Consider the following 17,036-nt stretch of genomic DNA (forward strand, 5'->3'; position numbering starts at 1 on the left):
TCGACTGTATGCCTGCGGCATCCTTTTTTCTTTTGGATGCGATAAAAATGAGTAAAACAACAACTCCGCTGTTTGCCTTCAGTGCAACGGCGATTTTCCTCTGGGCGCAAAATGGCTTTGCACAGAGAAGTGATGATGCGCTCATCGTGACGGCTAATCGTTTTCAACAGCCGGTTTCGTCGGTACTGGCTTCAACCTCGGTGGTGACACGGGATGAGATTGACCTGTGGCAGGCAAAAAATCTGGTAGACGTGCTTCGTCGCCTGCCCGGCGTGGATATTGCGCAGAACGGTGGGATTGGGCAAAGCGCGTCAATGTTTGTGCGAGGCGCTGAAGCGCGCCAGACGTTGATTCTTGTGGATGGCGTGCCCTTTGCCAGACCGGGCATCACCGGTGCAGCGGACTTCAATCTGATTCCGATCTCCCTTATACAACGCGTTGAATTCATTCGCGGGCCGCGCTCCTCCGTCTATGGCGCTGATGCCATTGGCGGAGTGGTAAACGTGATTACTCAAAATCCACAAAATCACAATGTGCTTTCTGCAGGCATGGGGTCAAAGGGATATCAGGAATACAGCGGGGGCGTAAACCAGAATGTGACCGACCAAACCCGCCTTACCGTCGCCGGTTCTTATCAGGCAACCAATGGCTATAACATCCAGCCTGATTCGACGTCTCCAGCCGATCGCGATCGTGATGGCTGGCGCAACAAAGCGTTCTGGGCAGGGGGTGAGCATAAGTTCAATGACATGTTTTCTGGTTTCTTTCGTGGTTATGGTTATGCGGCGAATACTGACTACGATGCTGGCTTCCCGGGCGGATCGGATGAGCAGCAGATTTATAACCACGCCTTTGATACCGGCCTGCGCTTTACTAAAGGTGATTATTCTTCTCAACTGGTCGCCAGCTACCAAAAGTACAAAATATATAATTATGTTGGCGCTGAGGGACGTTACGCAGACTCCAATACGCTGGATGATATGGATCAGCGCAACCTTCAATGGGGAAACGCCTTCGCAGTCGGTTATGGCACGGTGAGTACCGGGATTGACTGGCAGCGGCAAGCGTTGAGCTCAGTAGGCCAACTCTTTTCTGGACAGCCCAGAGAAACGGACCGCTATAAGCAGGATAATACCGGGGCATATCTGACGACGCAGCAGCAATTGGGCACTGTTACGCTTGAAGGTGCTGTCCGGGGGGACGATAACCAGGATTATGGTCGTCATGGTACCTGGCAAACGGCGGCTGGATGGGAGTTTGTGCCGGGTTATAAGGCATCGCTCTCCTATGGCACCGGTTTCCAGGCACCGACGCTGGGGCAGCTTTATGGCCAAAAGCATTTTGGCATTAGCGCCAATCCCGATTTGCAGCCTGAGAAATCAAAACAATGGGAAGCTGCGCTCGAAGGGTTAAGTGGCCCCGTTAACTGGCGGCTGGCGGCCTACCGTAATCACGTCACGAACCTGATTGACTATGCGTCCGATCCGGTGACATTCCAGGGCGGCTATTTCAATCAGAAAGCGGTGACAATGAAAGGTATTGAAGCCACCGCGGACTTTGATACGTCCTTCCTGCATCATCAAATCACCTTAGGCTATCTTGATGCCCGACGCGATTCGGATGATGAAGTCCTGGCTCGCCGGTCTCGTCAACAGATGAAATATCAGTTGGGTGTAACGGTTTATGAGGCTGATATAGATGTTATTTACCAGTATTTTGGCAAGCGTTATGACAATAACACGAGCCAGTACACGAGTGAGCAGCGCCGTTTGCCGGCCTACAGCACCGTTGATCTCGCCGTATCGTATCCTGTCACATCACATCTGACCGTTCGTGGTAGAATTGCCAACCTGTTCGATAAAGATTACGAGACAGCGTATGGCTACCAGACTCCAGGAAGAGAGTATTACCTCAACGGAAGCTACAGCTTCTGACCTGCGCCCGACTGTGCTGGTGTTTGATTCCGGCGTAGGCGGGCTTTCTGTCTATGATGAGGTTCGGCAACTCCTGCCGAACCTGCATTATCTTTATGCGTTCGATAACGCCGGTTTTCCTTATGGTGAGAAAACCGAGACCTTTATTGTCGAGCGTGTTGTTGCGATGGTTGATGCCATTACTCGCCGTCATCCCATTTCTCTCGTCATTATTGCCTGTAATACCGCCAGCACCGTCACTTTGCCTGCATTACGTGAGCGATTTGCCTTTCCGGTTGTCGGCGTTGTACCGGCAATCAAACCGGCTGCACGCCTTACACGTAACGGTGTGGTCGGGCTGCTGGCGACGCGCGCAACGGTCCGGCGTTCGTACACGCATGATCTGGTGTCGCAGTTTGCTAAAACCTGCAAGATTGAAATGCTGGGCTCAGCCGAGCTGGTGGAGTTAGCCGAAGCCAAGCTTCATGGCGATAAGGTTTCACTGGATGACGTCAGGCGCATTGTGCAACCCTGGTTACGTATGACGGAGCCACCGGATACTGTCGTATTAGGCTGCACGCATTTTCCTTTACTTCGCGATGAGCTTCAGCATGTCCTGCCTGAAGGTACGCGTTTGATTGACTCCGGTGCCGCAATAGCCAGACGTACTGCCTGGCTACTGGACAATGAAGCACCCGAAGTCCGCTCGCCGGATCAAAACATGGCGTTTTGCACTGAGCTGGATGAAGAGGCGGCGCAATTATCGCCGATTTTACAGCGTTATGGCTTCCCGTTGCTTGAAAAACTGGCGCTTTAGCGGGTTTTCGCTGAAAAAAACAGCACTCGGAAAATTAATTGAAATTAGCCCTTGTCAGCTTCGAAGAACTCCCTATAATGCGCCTCCACTGACACGGCACAACGGAATACGAAGCGCCGGGTTGAGTAAGGTTCAGAATGATTCGAACCGATGAGTTTAGCAAAAATAAGTGCTTGACTCATAAAGCGGAAAGCGTAATATATGCAGCCCGCGCCACAGAGAAGTGTGGCACTGCTCTTTAACAATTTATCAGACAATCTGTGTGGGCACTCGCAGGATTGATATCCGCGTCTCCGGACGTAAAAAATATCAAGTCTTAAGAGTGAACACGTATTGAAATTCATTACGACGTTTTCCTTGAGCATCGCTGCACTGGTTGCAGCAAATCAAACTTTAAATTGAAGAGTTTGATCATGGCTCAGATTGAACGCTGGCGGCAGGCCTAACACATGCAAGTCGGACGGTAGCACAGAGGAGCTTGCTCCTCGGGTGACGAGTGGCGGACGGGTGAGTAATGTCTGGGAAACTGCCCGATGGAGGGGGATAACTACTGGAAACGGTAGCTAATACCGCATAACGTCGCAAGACCAAAGTGGGGGACCTCCGGGCCTCACACCATCGGATGTGCCCAGATGGGATTAGCTTGTAGGCGGGGTAACGGCCCACCTAGGCGACGATCCCTAGCTGGTCTGAGAGGATGACCAGCCACACTGGAACTGAGACACGGTCCAGACTCCTACGGGAGGCAGCAGTGGGGAATATTGCACAATGGGCGCAAGCCTGATGCAGCCATGCCGCGTGTATGAAGAAGGCCTTCGGGTTGTAAAGTACTTTCAGCGGGGAGGAAGGTGGTGAGGTTAATAACCTCAGCAATTGACGTTACCCGCAGAAGAAGCACCGGCTAACTCCGTGCCAGCAGCCGCGGTAATACGGAGGGTGCAAGCGTTAATCGGAATTACTGGGCGTAAAGCGCACGCAGGCGGTCTGTTAAGTCAGATGTGAAATCCCCGGGCTTAACCTGGGAACTGCATTTGAAACTGGCAGGCTTGAGTCTCGTAGAGGGGGTAGAATTCCAGGTGTAGCGGTGAAATGCGTAGAGATCTGGAGGAATACCGGTGGCGAAGGCGGCCCCCTGGACGAAGACTGACGCTCAGGTGCGAAAGCGTGGGGAGCAAACAGGATTAGATACCCTGGTAGTCCACGCCGTAAACGATGTCGACTTGGAGGTTGTTCCCTTGAGGAGTGGCTTCCGGAGCTAACGCGTTAAGTCGACCGCCTGGGGAGTACGGCCGCAAGGTTAAAACTCAAATGAATTGACGGGGGCCCGCACAAGCGGTGGAGCATGTGGTTTAATTCGATGCAACGCGAAGAACCTTACCTACTCTTGACATCCAGCGAACTTTCCAGAGATGGATTGGTGCCTTCGGGAACGCTGAGACAGGTGCTGCATGGCTGTCGTCAGCTCGTGTTGTGAAATGTTGGGTTAAGTCCCGCAACGAGCGCAACCCTTATCCTTTGTTGCCAGCGATTCGGTCGGGAACTCAAAGGAGACTGCCGGTGATAAACCGGAGGAAGGTGGGGATGACGTCAAGTCATCATGGCCCTTACGAGTAGGGCTACACACGTGCTACAATGGCGCATACAAAGAGAAGCGACCTCGCGAGAGCAAGCGGACCTCATAAAGTGCGTCGTAGTCCGGATCGGAGTCTGCAACTCGACTCCGTGAAGTCGGAATCGCTAGTAATCGTGGATCAGAATGCCACGGTGAATACGTTCCCGGGCCTTGTACACACCGCCCGTCACACCATGGGAGTGGGTTGCAAAAGAAGTAGGTAGCTTAACCCTCGGGAGGGCGCTTACCACTTTGTGATTCATGACTGGGGTGAAGTCGTAACAAGGTAACCGTAGGGGAACCTGCGGTTGGATCACCTCCTTACCTGAAGATACCTTCGTGCGCAGTGCTCACACAGATTGTCTGATAGAAAGTCACGAGCAGAAAAAACCTCTACAGGCTTGTAGCTCAGGTGGTTAGAGCGCACCCCTGATAAGGGTGAGGTCGGTGGTTCAAGTCCACTCAGGCCTACCAACTTCGCACTCATGCTGCGTTATGTCTCCGGCTCGCATAGTTCACTATGCTTCGCGGACACACGCCTTGCCTGAGCACGAAGTGCATTTCTCATGAAGTGCACGCAGTTGAGTGGTGGTAGTGGTCTCTGCAGTAACTGTATGGGGCTATAGCTCAGCTGGGAGAGCGCCTGCCTTGCACGCAGGAGGTCAGCGGTTCGATCCCGCTTAGCTCCACCATACTTGCTGTTTTTTCTGACAATACTTCAGAGCGTACCGGCGACGGTGTGCTGCGAAGTATTATGCTCTTTAACAATCCGGAACAAGCTGAAAATTTGAAACGACGCACGTCGTGTTCCTCCGTAATAAGGAACACAGCACGATGCGTTCGGGTCTCTCAAAAGCTCATAACACGCAAGCGCAAAACGCCTGTGGGTTGTGAGGTTAAGCGACCAAGCGTACACGGTGGATGCCCTGGCAGTCAGAGGCGATGAAGGGCGTGCTAATCTGCGATAAGCGCCGGTAAGGTGATATGAACCGCTATAACCGGCGATACCCGAATGGGGAAACCCAGTGTGATTCGTCACACTATCATGCAGTGAATACATAGCGGCATGAGGCGAACCGGGGGAACTGAAACATCTAAGTACCCCGAGGAAAAGAAATCAACCGAGATTCCCCAGTAGCGGCGAGCGAACGGGGAGGAGCCCAGAACCTGCATCAGCTTGTGCATCAGTGGAAGCGTCTGGAAAGTCGCAGGGTACAGGGTGATACTCCCGTACACAAAGGTGCACAGGCTGTGAGTTCGATGAGTAAGGCGGGACACGTGGTATCCTGTCTGAATATGGGGGGACCATCCTCCAAGGCTAAATACTCCTGACTGACCGATAGTGAACCAGTACCGTGAGGGAAAGGCGAAAAGAACCCCGGCGAGGGGAGTGAAACAGAACCTGAAACCGTGTACGTACAAGCAGTGGGAGCACCTTCGTGGTGTGACTGCGTACCTTTTGTATAATGGGTCAGCGACTTATATTCTGTAGCAAGGTTAACCGTATAGGGGAGCCGCAGGGAAACCGAGTCTTAACTGGGCGTTAAGTTGCAGGGTATAGACCCGAAACCCGGTGATCTAGCCATGGGCAGGTTGAAGGTTGGGTAACACTAACTGGAGGACCGAACCGACTAATGTTGAAAAATTAGCGGATGACCTGTGGCTGGGGGTGAAAGGCCAATCAAACCGGGAGATAGCTGGTTCTCCCCGAAAGCTATTTAGGTAGCGCCTCGTGAATTCATCTCCGGGGGTAGAGCACTGTTTCGGCTAGGGGGCCATCCCGGCTTACCAACCCGATGCAAACTGCGAATACCGGAGAATGTTATCACGGGAGACACACGGCGGGTGCTAACGTCCGTCGTGAAGAGGGAAACAACCCAGACCGCCAGCTAAGGTCCCAAAGTCATGGTTAAGTGGGAAACGATGTGGGAAGGCACAGACAGCCAGGATGTTGGCTTAGAAGCAGCCATCATTTAAAGAAAGCGTAATAGCTCACTGGTCGAGTCGGCCTGCGCGGAAGATGTAACGGGGCTAAACCATGCACCGAAGCTGCGGCAGCGACGCGTAAGCGTTGCTGGGTAGGGGAGCGTTCTGTAAGCCGCTGAAGGTGTGCTGTGAGGCATGCTGGAGGTATCAGAAGTGCGAATGCTGACATAAGTAACGATAAACAAGGTGAAAAACCTTGTCGCCGGAAGACCAAGGGTTCCTGTTCAACGTTAATCGGAGCAGGGTGAGTCGACCCCTAAGGCGAGGCCGAAAGGCGTAGTCGATGGGAAACAGGTTAATATTCCTGTACTTGGTGTTACTGCGAAGGGGGGACGGAGAAGGCTATATCGGCCGGGCGACGGTTGTCCCGGTTTAAGCGTGTAGGTGTGTGCGCCAGGCAAATCCGGTGCACTTTACACTGAGGCGTGACGACGAGGCACTACGGTGCTGAAGTGATAAATGCCCTGCTTCCAGGAAAAGCCTCTAAGCATCAGGTAACACGAAATCGTACCCCAAACCGACACAGGTGGTCAGGTAGAGAATACCCAGGCGCTTGAGAGAACTCGGGTGAAGGAACTAGGCAAAATGGTGCCGTAACTTCGGGAGAAGGCACGCTGGCGCGTAGGTGAAGGGACTTGCTCCCGGAGCCGAGGCCAGTCGAAGATACCAGCTGGCTGCAACTGTTTATTAAAAACACAGCACTGTGCAAACACGAAAGTGGACGTATACGGTGTGACGCCTGCCCGGTGCCGGAAGGTTAATTGATGGGGTTATCCGTAAGGAGAAGCTCTTGATCGAAGCCCCGGTAAACGGCGGCCGTAACTATAACGGTCCTAAGGTAGCGAAATTCCTTGTCGGGTAAGTTCCGACCTGCACGAATGGCGTAATGATGGCCAGGCTGTCTCCACCCGAGACTCAGTGAAATTGAAATCGCTGTGAAGATGCAGTGTACCCGCGGCAAGACGGAAAGACCCCGTGAACCTTTACTACAGCTTGACACTGAACACTGAGCCTTGATGTGTAGGATAGGTGGGAGGCTTTGAAGCGTGGACGCCAGTCTGCGTGGAGCCGTCCTTGAAATACCACCCTTTAATGTTTGGTGTTCTAACGTGGGCCCGTGATCCGGGCTGCGGACAGTGTCTGGTGGGTAGTTTGACTGGGGCGGTCTCCTCCCAAAGCGTAACGGAGGAGCACGAAGGTTGGCTAATCCTGGTCGGACATCAGGAGGTTAGTGCAATGGCATAAGCCAGCTTGACTGCGAGAGTGACGGCTCGAGCAGGTGCGAAAGCAGGTCATAGTGATCCGGTGGTTCTGAATGGAAGGGCCATCGCTCAACGGATAAAAGGTACTCCGGGGATAACAGGCTGATACCGCCCAAGAGTTCATATCGACGGCGGTGTTTGGCACCTCGATGTCGGCTCATCACATCCTGGGGCTGAAGTAGGTCCCAAGGGTACGGCTGTTCGCCGTTTAAAGTGGTACGCGAGCTGGGTTTAGAACGTCGTGAGACAGTTCGGTCCCTATCTGCCGTGGGCGCTGGAGAATTGAGGGGGGTTGCTCCTAGTACGAGAGGACCGGAGTGAACGCACCGCTGGTGTCCGGGTTGTCACGCCAGTGGCACTGCCCGGTAGCTAAGTGCGGAAAAGATAAGTGCTGAAAGCATCTAAGCACGAAACTTGCCCCGAGATGAGTTCTCCCTGAGGCTTCGGGCCTCCTGAAGGGACGTTGAAGACGACGACGTTGATAGGCCGGGTGTGTAAGCGCAGCGATGCGTTGAGCTTACCGGTACTAATGACCCGTGAGGCTTAACCTTACAACGCCAGAGGCGTTTTGGGTTGAGAGACAGAAAGAATTTTCAGCCTTGTTTACCGGATAACGCCGTGCGGCCCGAGAGGGCGGTGCGGCAGACAGAATCTGCCTGGCGGCTGTAGCGCGGTGGTCCCACCTGACCCCATGCCGAACTCAGAAGTGAAACGCCGTAGCGCCGATGGTAGTGTGGGGTCTCCCCATGCGAGAGTAGGGAACTGCCAGGCATTAAATTAACAAACCTGCACGTAACTTCGGGCAGTTCGCTACTCGACAGAGAGTAGGACAAAAGCGAACGCTTTTGAACGCTGCAACGCAGCGGCCCGAAGGGTGAATCACAGCGTGATTCATAAACTGCCAGGCATTAATTTAAGACCAGCACGCTGGTCATGACCTTACCGGTGACGCGGAAGGGCGAAACACCTGACAGCAGAACGTTTTTCTGCGATCAGTACAGAATCGGTGGAGCGGTAGTTCAGTTGGTTAGAATACCTGCCTGTCACGCAGGGGGTCGCGGGTTCGAGCCCCGTCCGTTCCGCCACCCTTTTTAGGGGCGTAGTTCAATTGGTAGAGCACCGGTCTCCAAAACCGGGTGTTGGGGGTTCGAGTCCCTCCGCCCCTGCCAGAAAAAGAAAAATCCTTTGCGTATGCGAAGGATTTTTTTTGCCTTAAGAAAAGCAAAACAGAAAACCAGCCAGCAAAGACTGGCTTAATCCTCGCTTTCTTCCCTCTCTTTAATTCGGCACGACTGGAAACTTCAGCAACTGACGGATATACGTCTGCTGATCACTGTTTTGCAGCCATACCGCATACAAAGGCCGCACCGCCACAGACGTATCGGGCATCACTATCAGGTCGCTGTACAAGCTTTGCCAGAACTCGGGCAGAAACGCGCAGGCTCCTGTCGTGTGCAACAATTCACGCGTCACCTGTGCTGATGTCGTTGTTAATACCGGAACATCGTCCCCGCCGGAAAGATAACTTTGGTGCTGATGAAAGTCCGCGCCCCATTCCAGCTTAATATAGTCATATTTCTCACGCTTTTCGGTCTGCCGGGAACGAAACAGTGCCAGCGAGATATGACCTATCTGCTGGCTGGTCAATTCATCCATCTTTGGTGCTTCCGTCGTAATCAATAAATCCAGTTGGCGTTCATGCAACTGTTTAACTAACAAATGACGCTGCGCCACACGCGCTTCCAGGTGCAGACTTTCCCTGTTTTCGTAGAGTGTCTGAAGCCATGGCGTCAGATAGGCTTCCCAAAGTGAGGCGCTGGCACCAATGGACAGCTCATGATGCTGCTGCGTGTGCGACACTTCTTTCTTCGCCATAAGCCAGGTATTCATCAGACTTTCCGCGTAAGGCAAAAGACGCTCACCTGCCGAGGTCAAACGGATGTTGTTGCGGTGTCGGGTAAAAAGATTCACTCCCAGTTGGTTTTCTAACTGGCGGATGCGAAAACTGACAGCAGACTGCGTTAAGTAAAGTGCTTCTGCAGCACGCCCGAAATGGCGAGTTCTGCTCACTTCCAGGAAAGTTTTCAGTAATTCCGTATCCACAGCCTTCTCCCAAAATTTGTTTGTCGTATAGATTTAAATGTTTTGTTTTACACTCTGTCAAGCGTATCTAATACTCCGCGCCATAAATAGCACGGCCATAAGAGAAACAGGAGCGTGTAACATGGCGGAAAGCTTCTCAACGGAAAATCGTTTCTTTGATAACAAACATTACCCACGCGGATTTTCGCGTCATGGGGACTTTACGATTAAAGAAGCACAGCTACTTGAACGCCACGGCGTCGCGTTTAATGAGCTGGATCTTGCCAAACGTGAACCAGCGACAGAAGAAGAGCGTTTGTTCATCGAGGTATGTCGTGGTGTCCGTGAGCCGCAGACGGAAGCAGAACGTGTCTGGTCCAAATACATGACCCGTATCAAGCGTCCTAAGCGTTTTCACACGCTGTCAGGCGGTAAGCCACAAATGGATACCGTTGAAGACTACACAGAAAGCGACGATTAATGAAAAGGGGCGAAAGCCCCTTTTTACTGCAGGTTGTTATGAAGATAGGTCATGAGGCGGTCAATGCTTCGGTAACTGACGGCTTCCTGCAAATGATAACGGCTGATCGTCTCTTCACCGGCCAAATCGGCCACCGTGCGCGCCACTTTCAGGATCCGCTGCCACGCCCGTACTGATAAGCCCAACTGATTTAAAACAGACTCCAGCCACTTCGCATCCGCTGAACAAAGCGCACACCACCGTAACACCTCCGCATTAGCTAAATGAGCGTTGATTTTTCCTGAACGCGCAATCTGTCTTTGCCGGGCAACAAGCACGCGCTCGCGTACCGCCACAGAACTTTCTCCCGTCTGCTGTTGCTGGCCTAACAGTCCCGGCGGTAGCAATGGCACCTCCAGCGACAGATCAAAGCGATCAAGGAAGGGGCCGGAAAGTTTGCTGAGATAGCGTAAAATCTGCTGCGGTGAGGTGCGGTTATGCTGTCCCTGATAGTGTCCTGTCGGACTGGGATTCATCGCAGCGACTAACTGAAAACGTGCAGGGTAAACCACCTTAGCCCTGGCTCGCGAAATCGCGACTTCACCGGACTCAATGGGTTCGCGCAATGCATCCAGAACGCTGCGCTGGAATTCAGGCAATTCATCTAAGAAAAGCACTCCATTATGGGCCAGCGAGATCTCGCCGGGACGGGGCAATGCGCCGCCGCCAATGAGCGCATACAGTGAAGCACTATGATGAGGGGCCCTGAACGGCCTTTTACGCCATGAATGATGCACAGGGCCCGCATTACTCAGGCTGGCTATCGCTGCGCATTCTAAGGCCTCCTGATCGCTTAATGGCGGCATGATGCCGGGTAAACGAGTGGCAAGCATGGTTTTGCCTGTGCCTGGCGGTCCGATCAGCATCAGGTTATGTCCACCGGCCGCCGTGATCTCCAGGGCACGGCGTCCTTGTTCCTGCCCGACAATATCGCGAAGATCGTCTGTGATTTCGTCGGTGTTATCGGCGTGGGCGGTGGCAATCGTGAGTTCACCCCTGTTGTGTAAGAAAGCACAAACGTCTATCAAATGCGCGGCTACCAGCGTTGAGCCTTTACGGATTAAACCCACATCAGTCTGGTTTTCTGCTGAGAGAATCAACTGCCTGCCAGCTTTAATCGCCGCAAGGGCAGCCGGAATGGCGGCCTGTACACCACACAGAGCGCCGTTTAGCGCCAGCTCGCCCAGAAACTCATATCCGCCCAGCTTCTCTGCAGGGAGCTGTTCAGACGCGACCAGAATGGCGACAGCCATGGGCAAATCGTAGCGCCCGCCTTCCTTAGGCAGATCGGCCGGGCCCAGATTGATGGTGATTCGCCGGGCAGGGAAATCAAAGCCGCTGTTAATGATGGCGCTACGGACACGTTCGCGTGCCTCCTTGACGGTAGTTTCCGGTAAGCCCACCAACGTCAGGGCAGGCAATCCGTTGCTGATATGGACTTCAATAGTCACCAGCGGCGCATCAACCCCGATGGCTGCACGTGTCAGAACTTTTGACAAAGACATGGCCGCTCCCAAATGCGGCAAGTCTGCCCTGGCGCTTCAATGACGGCGAGGGCCAAAAGGACAAAATGTAAGCTGCGCCGTGATTTTTTTGCGCACTATACATCCGCACGCTTTTTTTGTGGAACCGGACTTTGAACGCGGTATAACCGCATCGGCATGGTTTTTTTGTCAAAGTCGGGGCTCAATAAAATAATCTTTTAATTACAAATTGATAACGAAAGAACGCAATGGGCCGCAATAAAAAACCTGATAAAAAATATTGTAATTAGCCTACTAACTATGATAACTCTGTAGGCATTACTTCGAACGAGTTAAAGAATCGAATACGTTATGAAAGCCCTTCTACTAGTGATTAGCCTTGTCGTGATTAGCGTGGTGGTGATTATTAACCCACTGTGCGGGGCAACGCTTGGAGCAAGAAAGGCTTAAAAATCAAGCCAGAACTCTAAAAAACCCCCCGCACCGAAAGGTCCGGGGGGTTTTTTTTGACCTGGCAAAATTCAGTAAATCTGCAAGGAACAAACAATGAACAGTAGCATAAAATTCTGTTGTTCCCCTCAGGCGACAGGAGAATAACGATGACAGGTGCACAATGGGTAGTTCAGGCTTTACGCGCACAAGGCGTTGATACCGTATTTGGTTACCCTGGCGGCGCCATCATGCCAGTGTACGATGCGCTATACGACGGCGGCGTCGAACACCTGTTGTGCCGTCACGAGCAGGGCGCGGTGATGGCCGCAATCGGCTATGCCCGTTCAACCGGTAAAACCGGTGTCTGCATTGCCACTTCGGGCCCCGGTGCAACAAATCTGATCACCGGCCTGGCTGATGCCATGATGGACTCCGTGCCGGTTGTCGCGTTGACCGGTCAGGTCGCTTCTGCCTTCATCGGTACGGATGCCTTTCAGGAAATCGATGTTCTCGGTCTGTCGTTAGCCTGCACCAAACACAGCTTCATGGTTGAATCGCTGGATGATTTGCCTTCCGTGATGGCCGAGGCGTTCGCCATTGCGCAGTCGGGTCGCCCCGGGCCGGTATTAGTCGATATCCCAAAGGATATTCAGCTGGCAAAAGGGGAACCTTCACCGCAGTTGATGCCGGTGGAAGAAGCGATGTCGATGCCGCATCAGGCAATTATTGACGCGCGGGCAATGATGGCGCAGGCCAAAAAACCTATGCTGTATGTCGGCGGTGGCGTCGGCATGGCGCAAGCGGTGCCGGCACTGCGCGCGTTGATGCAGGAAACCGGCATTCCCGCTGTTGCCACGCTGAAGGGCCTGGGAAGTGTGGATGCCGACAGCGAATGTTATCTGGGCATGCTGGGCATGCACGGCACTAAGGCCGCTAATCTGGCCGTCCAGTCCTGCGACCTGTTAATCGCGGTGGGTGCCCGTTTTGACGACCGCGTCACCGGTAAACTGGACACCTTCGCCCCGCTGGCCAGCGTGATCCATCTGGATGTGGACCCTGCAGAACTGAACAAGCTGCGCCGTGCACATGTGTCGCTGCAAGGCGATCTCAACCATGTCCTGCCGGCCCTGAGCCAGCCTTTACAGATTCAGGCGTGGCGCGACGAAGTCATGGCGCTGAAAGCACAGCATGCGTGGCGCTACGATCATCCCGGTGAAGCCATCTATGCGCCGTTATTACTGAAACAACTGTCCGATCGCAAACCGGCAAACACTGTTGTTACCACCGACGTAGGTCAGCATCAGATGTGGGCGGCCCAGCATATAGCCTGTGACGCGCCTGAAGATTTCATCACCTCCAGTGGCTTAGGCACAATGGGCTTTGGCCTGCCTGCGGCAATCGGCGCACAGGTTGCGCGCCCTCACGATACCGTCATCTGTGTCTCGGGCGACGGCTCTATCATGATGAATATTCAGGAACTGGGCACCATTAAGCGTGGCAAACTGCCTGTGAAAATTCTGCTGCTGGATAACCAGCGTCTGGGCATGGTTCGCCAGTGGCAGCAGCTGTTTTTTGACGGTCGCTACAGTGAAACCATCCTGACCGACAACCCCGACTTCCTCACGCTGGCCAGCGCATTTGATATCCCGGGCCAGCGAATCACCCGTAAAGATCAGGTCGACGCCGCAATCGATGCTCTGCTGAACAGTGAAGGTCCTTATTTCCTGCACGTGTCAATTGATGAGCATGAAAACGTCTGGCCATTGGTACCGCCCGGTGCCAGCAACGCCAACATGATGGAGAAAACCGTATGAACCAGCATCAATTGTCTATCGAAGCGCGCTTTCGACCTGAAATATTGGAACGCATTTTACGTGTAGTACGCCATCGTGGCTTTCAGGTGTGTTCAATGAACATGGCGACTGTGGCTAACGCCGAAAACATTAATATCGAAATGACCGTTGCCAGCCAGCGCTCTGTCGATTTACTGTCTTCCCAGTTAAGCAAACTGATGGATGTCGCCTGCGTCCAGATTCAACAACAGACATCACAACAAATCCGCGCGTAGTCGCGAAAGGAAATAATAATGAGCACCAAGAAAGCAGATTTCATTTGGTTCAACGGCGAAATGGTTAAGTGGGAAGAGGCGAAAGTCAGCGTGATGTCTCACGCTCTGCATTACGGCACCTCGGTATTTGAAGGCGTGCGCTGCTACGACTCACACAAAGGCCCGGTCGTCTTCCGTCACCGCGAGCACATGCAGCGTCTGCACGATTCCGCCAAAATTTACCGTTTCCCGATCAAGCACAGCGTTGATGAACTGATGGAAGCCTGCCGTGAAGTGATTCGCGTGAACAACCTGAAAAGCGCCTACATCCGTCCGCTGGCTTTCGTGGGCGATGTCGGTCTGGGCGTGAACCCGCCGGATGGCTTCACCACGGATGTGATTGTTGCAGCGTTCCCGTGGGGCGCTTACCTGGGCGCTGAAGCGCTGGAAAACGGCATTGATGCCATGGTGTCTTCATGGAACCGCGTTGCGCCAAACACATTGCCAACTGCAGCAAAAGCGGGCGGCAACTATCTGTCTTCCCTGCTGGTGGGCAGTGAGGCGCGCCGCCATGGCTATCAGGAAGGCATTGCGCTGGATACCAATGGCCTGATTTCAGAAGGCGCAGGCGAAAATCTGTTTGAAGTGAAAGATGGCGTGCTGTTTACCCCGCCGTTTACCTCCTCTGCACTGCCGGGCATCACCCGCGATGCCATCATCACGCTGGCGCGTAATATGGGCATCGAAGTGCGTGAACAGGCACTGTCTCGTGAATCTCTGTACCTGGCTGACGAAGTCTTTATGTCCGGCACGGCGGCAGAAATCACCCCGGTACGCAGCGTGGATCGCATTCAGGTTGGCGAAGGCAAATGTGGGCCCGTCACCAAACGCATTCAGCAGGCATTCTTTGGCCTGTTTACCGGCGAGACCGAAGACAAATGGGGCTGGCTGGACCCGGTTAACGCATAACCAGACCTTGCGCGGATGTCGCTGGATGTCCGCGATCTTATTTTGACTGGAGTAAAGAGCATGCCTAAGTACCGTTCCGCTACCACCACCCACGGCCGCAACATGGCTGGTGCCCGTGCCCTCTGGCGCGCAACAGGAATGACCGACGATGATTTCGGCAAACCGATTATCGCCGTCGTTAACTCATTCACCCAGTTTGTGCCGGGCCACGTACACCTGCGTGACCTGGGTAAGCTGGTTGCCGAGCAAATCGAAGCGGCAGGTGGCGTGGCCAAAGAGTTCAACACGATCGCGGTGGACGACGGTATTGCCATGGGCCATGGCGGCATGCTGTATTCTCTGCCTTCACGTGAGCTGATTGCCGACTCTGTCGAGTACATGGTGAACGCGCACTGTGCTGATGCCATGGTCTGCATTTCAAACTGCGACAAAATCACCCCCGGCATGTTGATGGCCGCGCTGCGCCTGAATATTCCGGTGATCTTTGTTTCCGGCGGCCCAATGGAAGCCGGTAAAACCAAACTGTCCGATCAGATCATCAAGCTGGATCTGGTGGATGCCATGATCCAGGGGGCTAACCCGAACGTCAGCGATGCTGACAGTGAGCAGATTGAACGCTCCGCCTGTCCAACCTGCGGCTCCTGTTCGGGCATGTTCACCGCAAACTCAATGAACTGCCTGACCGAAGCCCTCGGCCTGTCACAACCGGGTAACGGTTCACTGTTGGCCACCCATGCCGACCGTAAAGCGCTGTTCATTAACGCCGGTAAGCGCATCGTCAGCCTGACCAAACGCTATTACGAGCAGGATGATGTGAATATGCTGCCGCGCAACATCGCCACCAAAGCCGCGTTTGAAAATGCCATGACGCTGGATATCGCTATGGGCGGCTCTACAAATACCGTTCTGCACCTGCTGGCTGCCGCGCAGGAAGGTGAGGTGGACTTTAACATCTCTGATATCGATCGCCTGTCACGCAAAGTTCCTCAGTTGTGCAAAGTGGCACCGAGCACGCCGAAATATCACATGGAAGATGTGCACCGTGCGGGTGGCGTCATCGGTATTCTCGGCGAGCTGGATCGTGCCGGGCTGATTGACACCAGCGCCCGTAACATTCTGCAGCAGAGCCTGCGTGAAACGCTCGATCAGTACGACATCATGCTGACTCAGGATCAGGCGGTGAAGGACATGTTCCGTGCGGGTCCAGCCGGTATTCGAACGACTCAGGCTTTTTCGCAAAGTTGCCGTTGGGACACGCTGGATGATGACCGCGCTGAAGGCTGTATCCGTACGCGCGAACATGCCTATTCCCAGGATGGTGGTCTGGCCGTGCTCTACGGCAACATTGCCGAAGATGGCTGTATCGTAAAAACCGCGGGCGTCGATAAAGAGATTCTGACGTTCAGCGGCCCGGCCAAAGTTTATGAAAGCCAGGATGACGCAGTGGAAGCTATCCTCGGTGGCAAAGTGGTAGCGGGTGACGTGGTTGTGATCCGTTACGAAGGGCCAAAAGGTGGGCCGGGCATGCAGGAAATGCTGTATCCCACCACTTACCTGAAGTCGATGGGGCTGGGTAAAAGTTGTGCCCTGATCACCGACGGTCGCTTCTCTGGCGGCACCTCTGGCCTGTCAATTGGTCACGCCTCACCTGAAGCCGCTAACGGCGGCACCATCGCGCTGGTGAAAGATGGCGATATCATCGATATCGATATCCCAAACCGCGGTATCAGACTGGCCGTACCGGATAATGAACTGCATGCCCGCCGTGAAGAGCAGGAAGCCCGTGGCGACGCAGCTTACACGCCGATGAACCGTCAGCGCGACGTGTCGTTTGCCCTGCGCGCCTATGCATCGCTCGCGACCAGCGCCGATAAAGGTGCTGTGCGCGATAAGAGTAAGCTGGGAGGCTAAG

General features: G+C 53.8%; 10 protein-coding genes, 4 tRNA genes and 3 rRNA genes. 15 read left to right on the forward strand and 2 right to left on the reverse strand.

The annotated features are described in order from the left end of the window. Positions 1–47 precede the first annotated feature (47 nt). From btuB to C1N58_RS18395, 9 genes are all read left to right on the forward strand, one after another. Entirely contained in the window at positions 48–1,934 is a 1,887-nt protein-coding gene (gene btuB / locus C1N58_RS18355) for a TonB-dependent vitamin B12 receptor BtuB (RefSeq protein WP_394550189.1), read from the forward strand. Beyond that, positions 1,879–2,730: a glutamate racemase gene (murI, locus tag C1N58_RS18360; RefSeq protein ID WP_394564398.1), complete on the forward strand. Its 852-nt coding sequence runs from the start codon at positions 1,879–1,881 to the stop codon at positions 2,728–2,730. Before btuB ends, murI begins: the two co-directional genes overlap by 56 nt. A gap of 395 nt (positions 2,731–3,125) precedes the next feature. Next, positions 3,126–4,666, forward strand: a 16S ribosomal RNA gene (locus tag C1N58_RS18365). A 73-nt stretch (positions 4,667–4,739) separates the two neighbouring features. Next, positions 4,740–4,816, forward strand: a tRNA-Ile gene (locus C1N58_RS18370). Between the two features lie 142 nt (positions 4,817–4,958). Next, positions 4,959–5,034, forward strand: a tRNA-Ala gene (locus C1N58_RS18375). A gap of 202 nt (positions 5,035–5,236) precedes the next feature. Further along, positions 5,237–8,141 (forward strand): 23S ribosomal RNA (locus tag C1N58_RS18380). 104 nt (positions 8,142–8,245) lie between these two features. Then, positions 8,246–8,361: ribosomal RNA gene (rrf, locus tag C1N58_RS18385) — 5S ribosomal RNA — on the forward strand. The 16S, 23S and 5S rRNA genes sit together here with 4 tRNA genes alongside, the layout of an rRNA operon. Before the next feature lie 237 nt (positions 8,362–8,598). Next, a tRNA-Asp gene (locus tag C1N58_RS18390) sits at positions 8,599–8,675 on the forward strand. An 8-nt stretch (positions 8,676–8,683) separates the two neighbouring features. After that, positions 8,684–8,759 (forward strand) — tRNA-Trp (locus tag C1N58_RS18395). A 109-nt stretch (positions 8,760–8,868) separates the two neighbouring features. Here the strand turns inward: C1N58_RS18395 and hdfR are convergent. Next, positions 8,869–9,693: an HTH-type transcriptional regulator HdfR gene (gene hdfR / locus C1N58_RS18400; protein WP_006121164.1), complete on the reverse strand. Its 825-nt coding sequence runs from the start codon at positions 9,691–9,693 to the stop codon at positions 8,869–8,871. Positions 9,694–9,814: 121 nt separating this feature from the next. Here hdfR and C1N58_RS18405 point away from each other — a divergent pair, with 121 nt between their 5' ends. After that, positions 9,815–10,153: a DUF413 domain-containing protein gene (locus C1N58_RS18405; RefSeq protein WP_006121163.1), complete on the forward strand. Its 339-nt coding sequence runs from the start codon at positions 9,815–9,817 to the stop codon at positions 10,151–10,153. Between the two features lie 23 nt (positions 10,154–10,176). On the opposite strand, the gene C1N58_RS18410 is transcribed toward C1N58_RS18405, so the two are convergent. Continuing rightward, entirely contained in the window at positions 10,177–11,697 is a 1,521-nt protein-coding gene (locus C1N58_RS18410; RefSeq protein ID WP_006121162.1) for a YifB family Mg chelatase-like AAA ATPase, read from the reverse strand. A 330-nt stretch (positions 11,698–12,027) separates the two neighbouring features. On the opposite strand from C1N58_RS18410, the gene ilvL reads away from it, so the two are divergent. The 5 genes from ilvL (at position 12,028) to ilvD (ending at position 17,035) form a co-directional block, all read left to right on the forward strand. Next, on the forward strand, positions 12,028–12,126 hold the full coding sequence (ilvL, locus tag C1N58_RS18415; RefSeq protein ID WP_071785161.1) for an ilv operon leader peptide: 99 nt from the start codon (positions 12,028–12,030) through the stop codon (positions 12,124–12,126). Between the two features lie 149 nt (positions 12,127–12,275). Continuing rightward, on the forward strand, positions 12,276–13,922 hold the full coding sequence (ilvG, locus tag C1N58_RS18420) for an acetolactate synthase 2 catalytic subunit (protein ID WP_006121161.1): 1,647 nt from the start codon (positions 12,276–12,278) through the stop codon (positions 13,920–13,922). Beyond that, positions 13,919–14,176, forward strand: a complete 258-nt coding sequence (gene ilvM, locus C1N58_RS18425; RefSeq protein WP_006121160.1) for an acetolactate synthase 2 small subunit — start codon at positions 13,919–13,921, stop codon at positions 14,174–14,176. Before ilvG ends, ilvM begins: the two co-directional genes overlap by 4 nt. 18 nt (positions 14,177–14,194) lie before the next feature. Beyond that, positions 14,195–15,124, forward strand: coding sequence for a branched-chain amino acid transaminase (locus C1N58_RS18430; protein ID WP_033738329.1), 930 nt, complete (start codon positions 14,195–14,197; stop codon positions 15,122–15,124). Positions 15,125–15,184: 60 nt separating this feature from the next. Next, the gene (ilvD, locus tag C1N58_RS18435; RefSeq protein WP_006121158.1) at positions 15,185–17,035 is read left to right on the forward strand and encodes a dihydroxy-acid dehydratase; all 1,851 of its coding nucleotides are present in this window, start codon (positions 15,185–15,187) and stop codon (positions 17,033–17,035) included. Position 17,036 lies beyond the last annotated feature (1 nt).

The organism is Pantoea sp. SGAir0180, assembly GCF_043546245.1.

Coding starts and splice junctions, on each gene's coding strand:
- btuB (WP_394550189.1), top strand. CDS start 48: ATGAGTAAAACAACAACTCCGCTGTTTGCCTTCAGTGCAACGGCGATT.
- murI (WP_394564398.1), top strand. CDS start 1,879: ATGGCTACCAGACTCCAGGAAGAGAGTATTACCTCAACGGAAGCTACA.
- C1N58_RS18405 (WP_006121163.1), top strand. CDS start 9,815: ATGGCGGAAAGCTTCTCAACGGAAAATCGTTTCTTTGATAACAAACAT.
- C1N58_RS18410 (WP_006121162.1), bottom strand. CDS start 11,697: ATGTCTTTGTCAAAAGTTCTGACACGTGCAGCCATCGGGGTTGATGCG.
- ilvL (WP_071785161.1), top strand. CDS start 12,028: ATGAAAGCCCTTCTACTAGTGATTAGCCTTGTCGTGATTAGCGTGGTG.
- ilvG (WP_006121161.1), top strand. CDS start 12,276: ATGACAGGTGCACAATGGGTAGTTCAGGCTTTACGCGCACAAGGCGTT.
- ilvM (WP_006121160.1), top strand. CDS start 13,919: ATGAACCAGCATCAATTGTCTATCGAAGCGCGCTTTCGACCTGAAATA.
- C1N58_RS18430 (WP_033738329.1), top strand. CDS start 14,195: ATGAGCACCAAGAAAGCAGATTTCATTTGGTTCAACGGCGAAATGGTT.
- ilvD (WP_006121158.1), top strand. CDS start 15,185: ATGCCTAAGTACCGTTCCGCTACCACCACCCACGGCCGCAACATGGCT.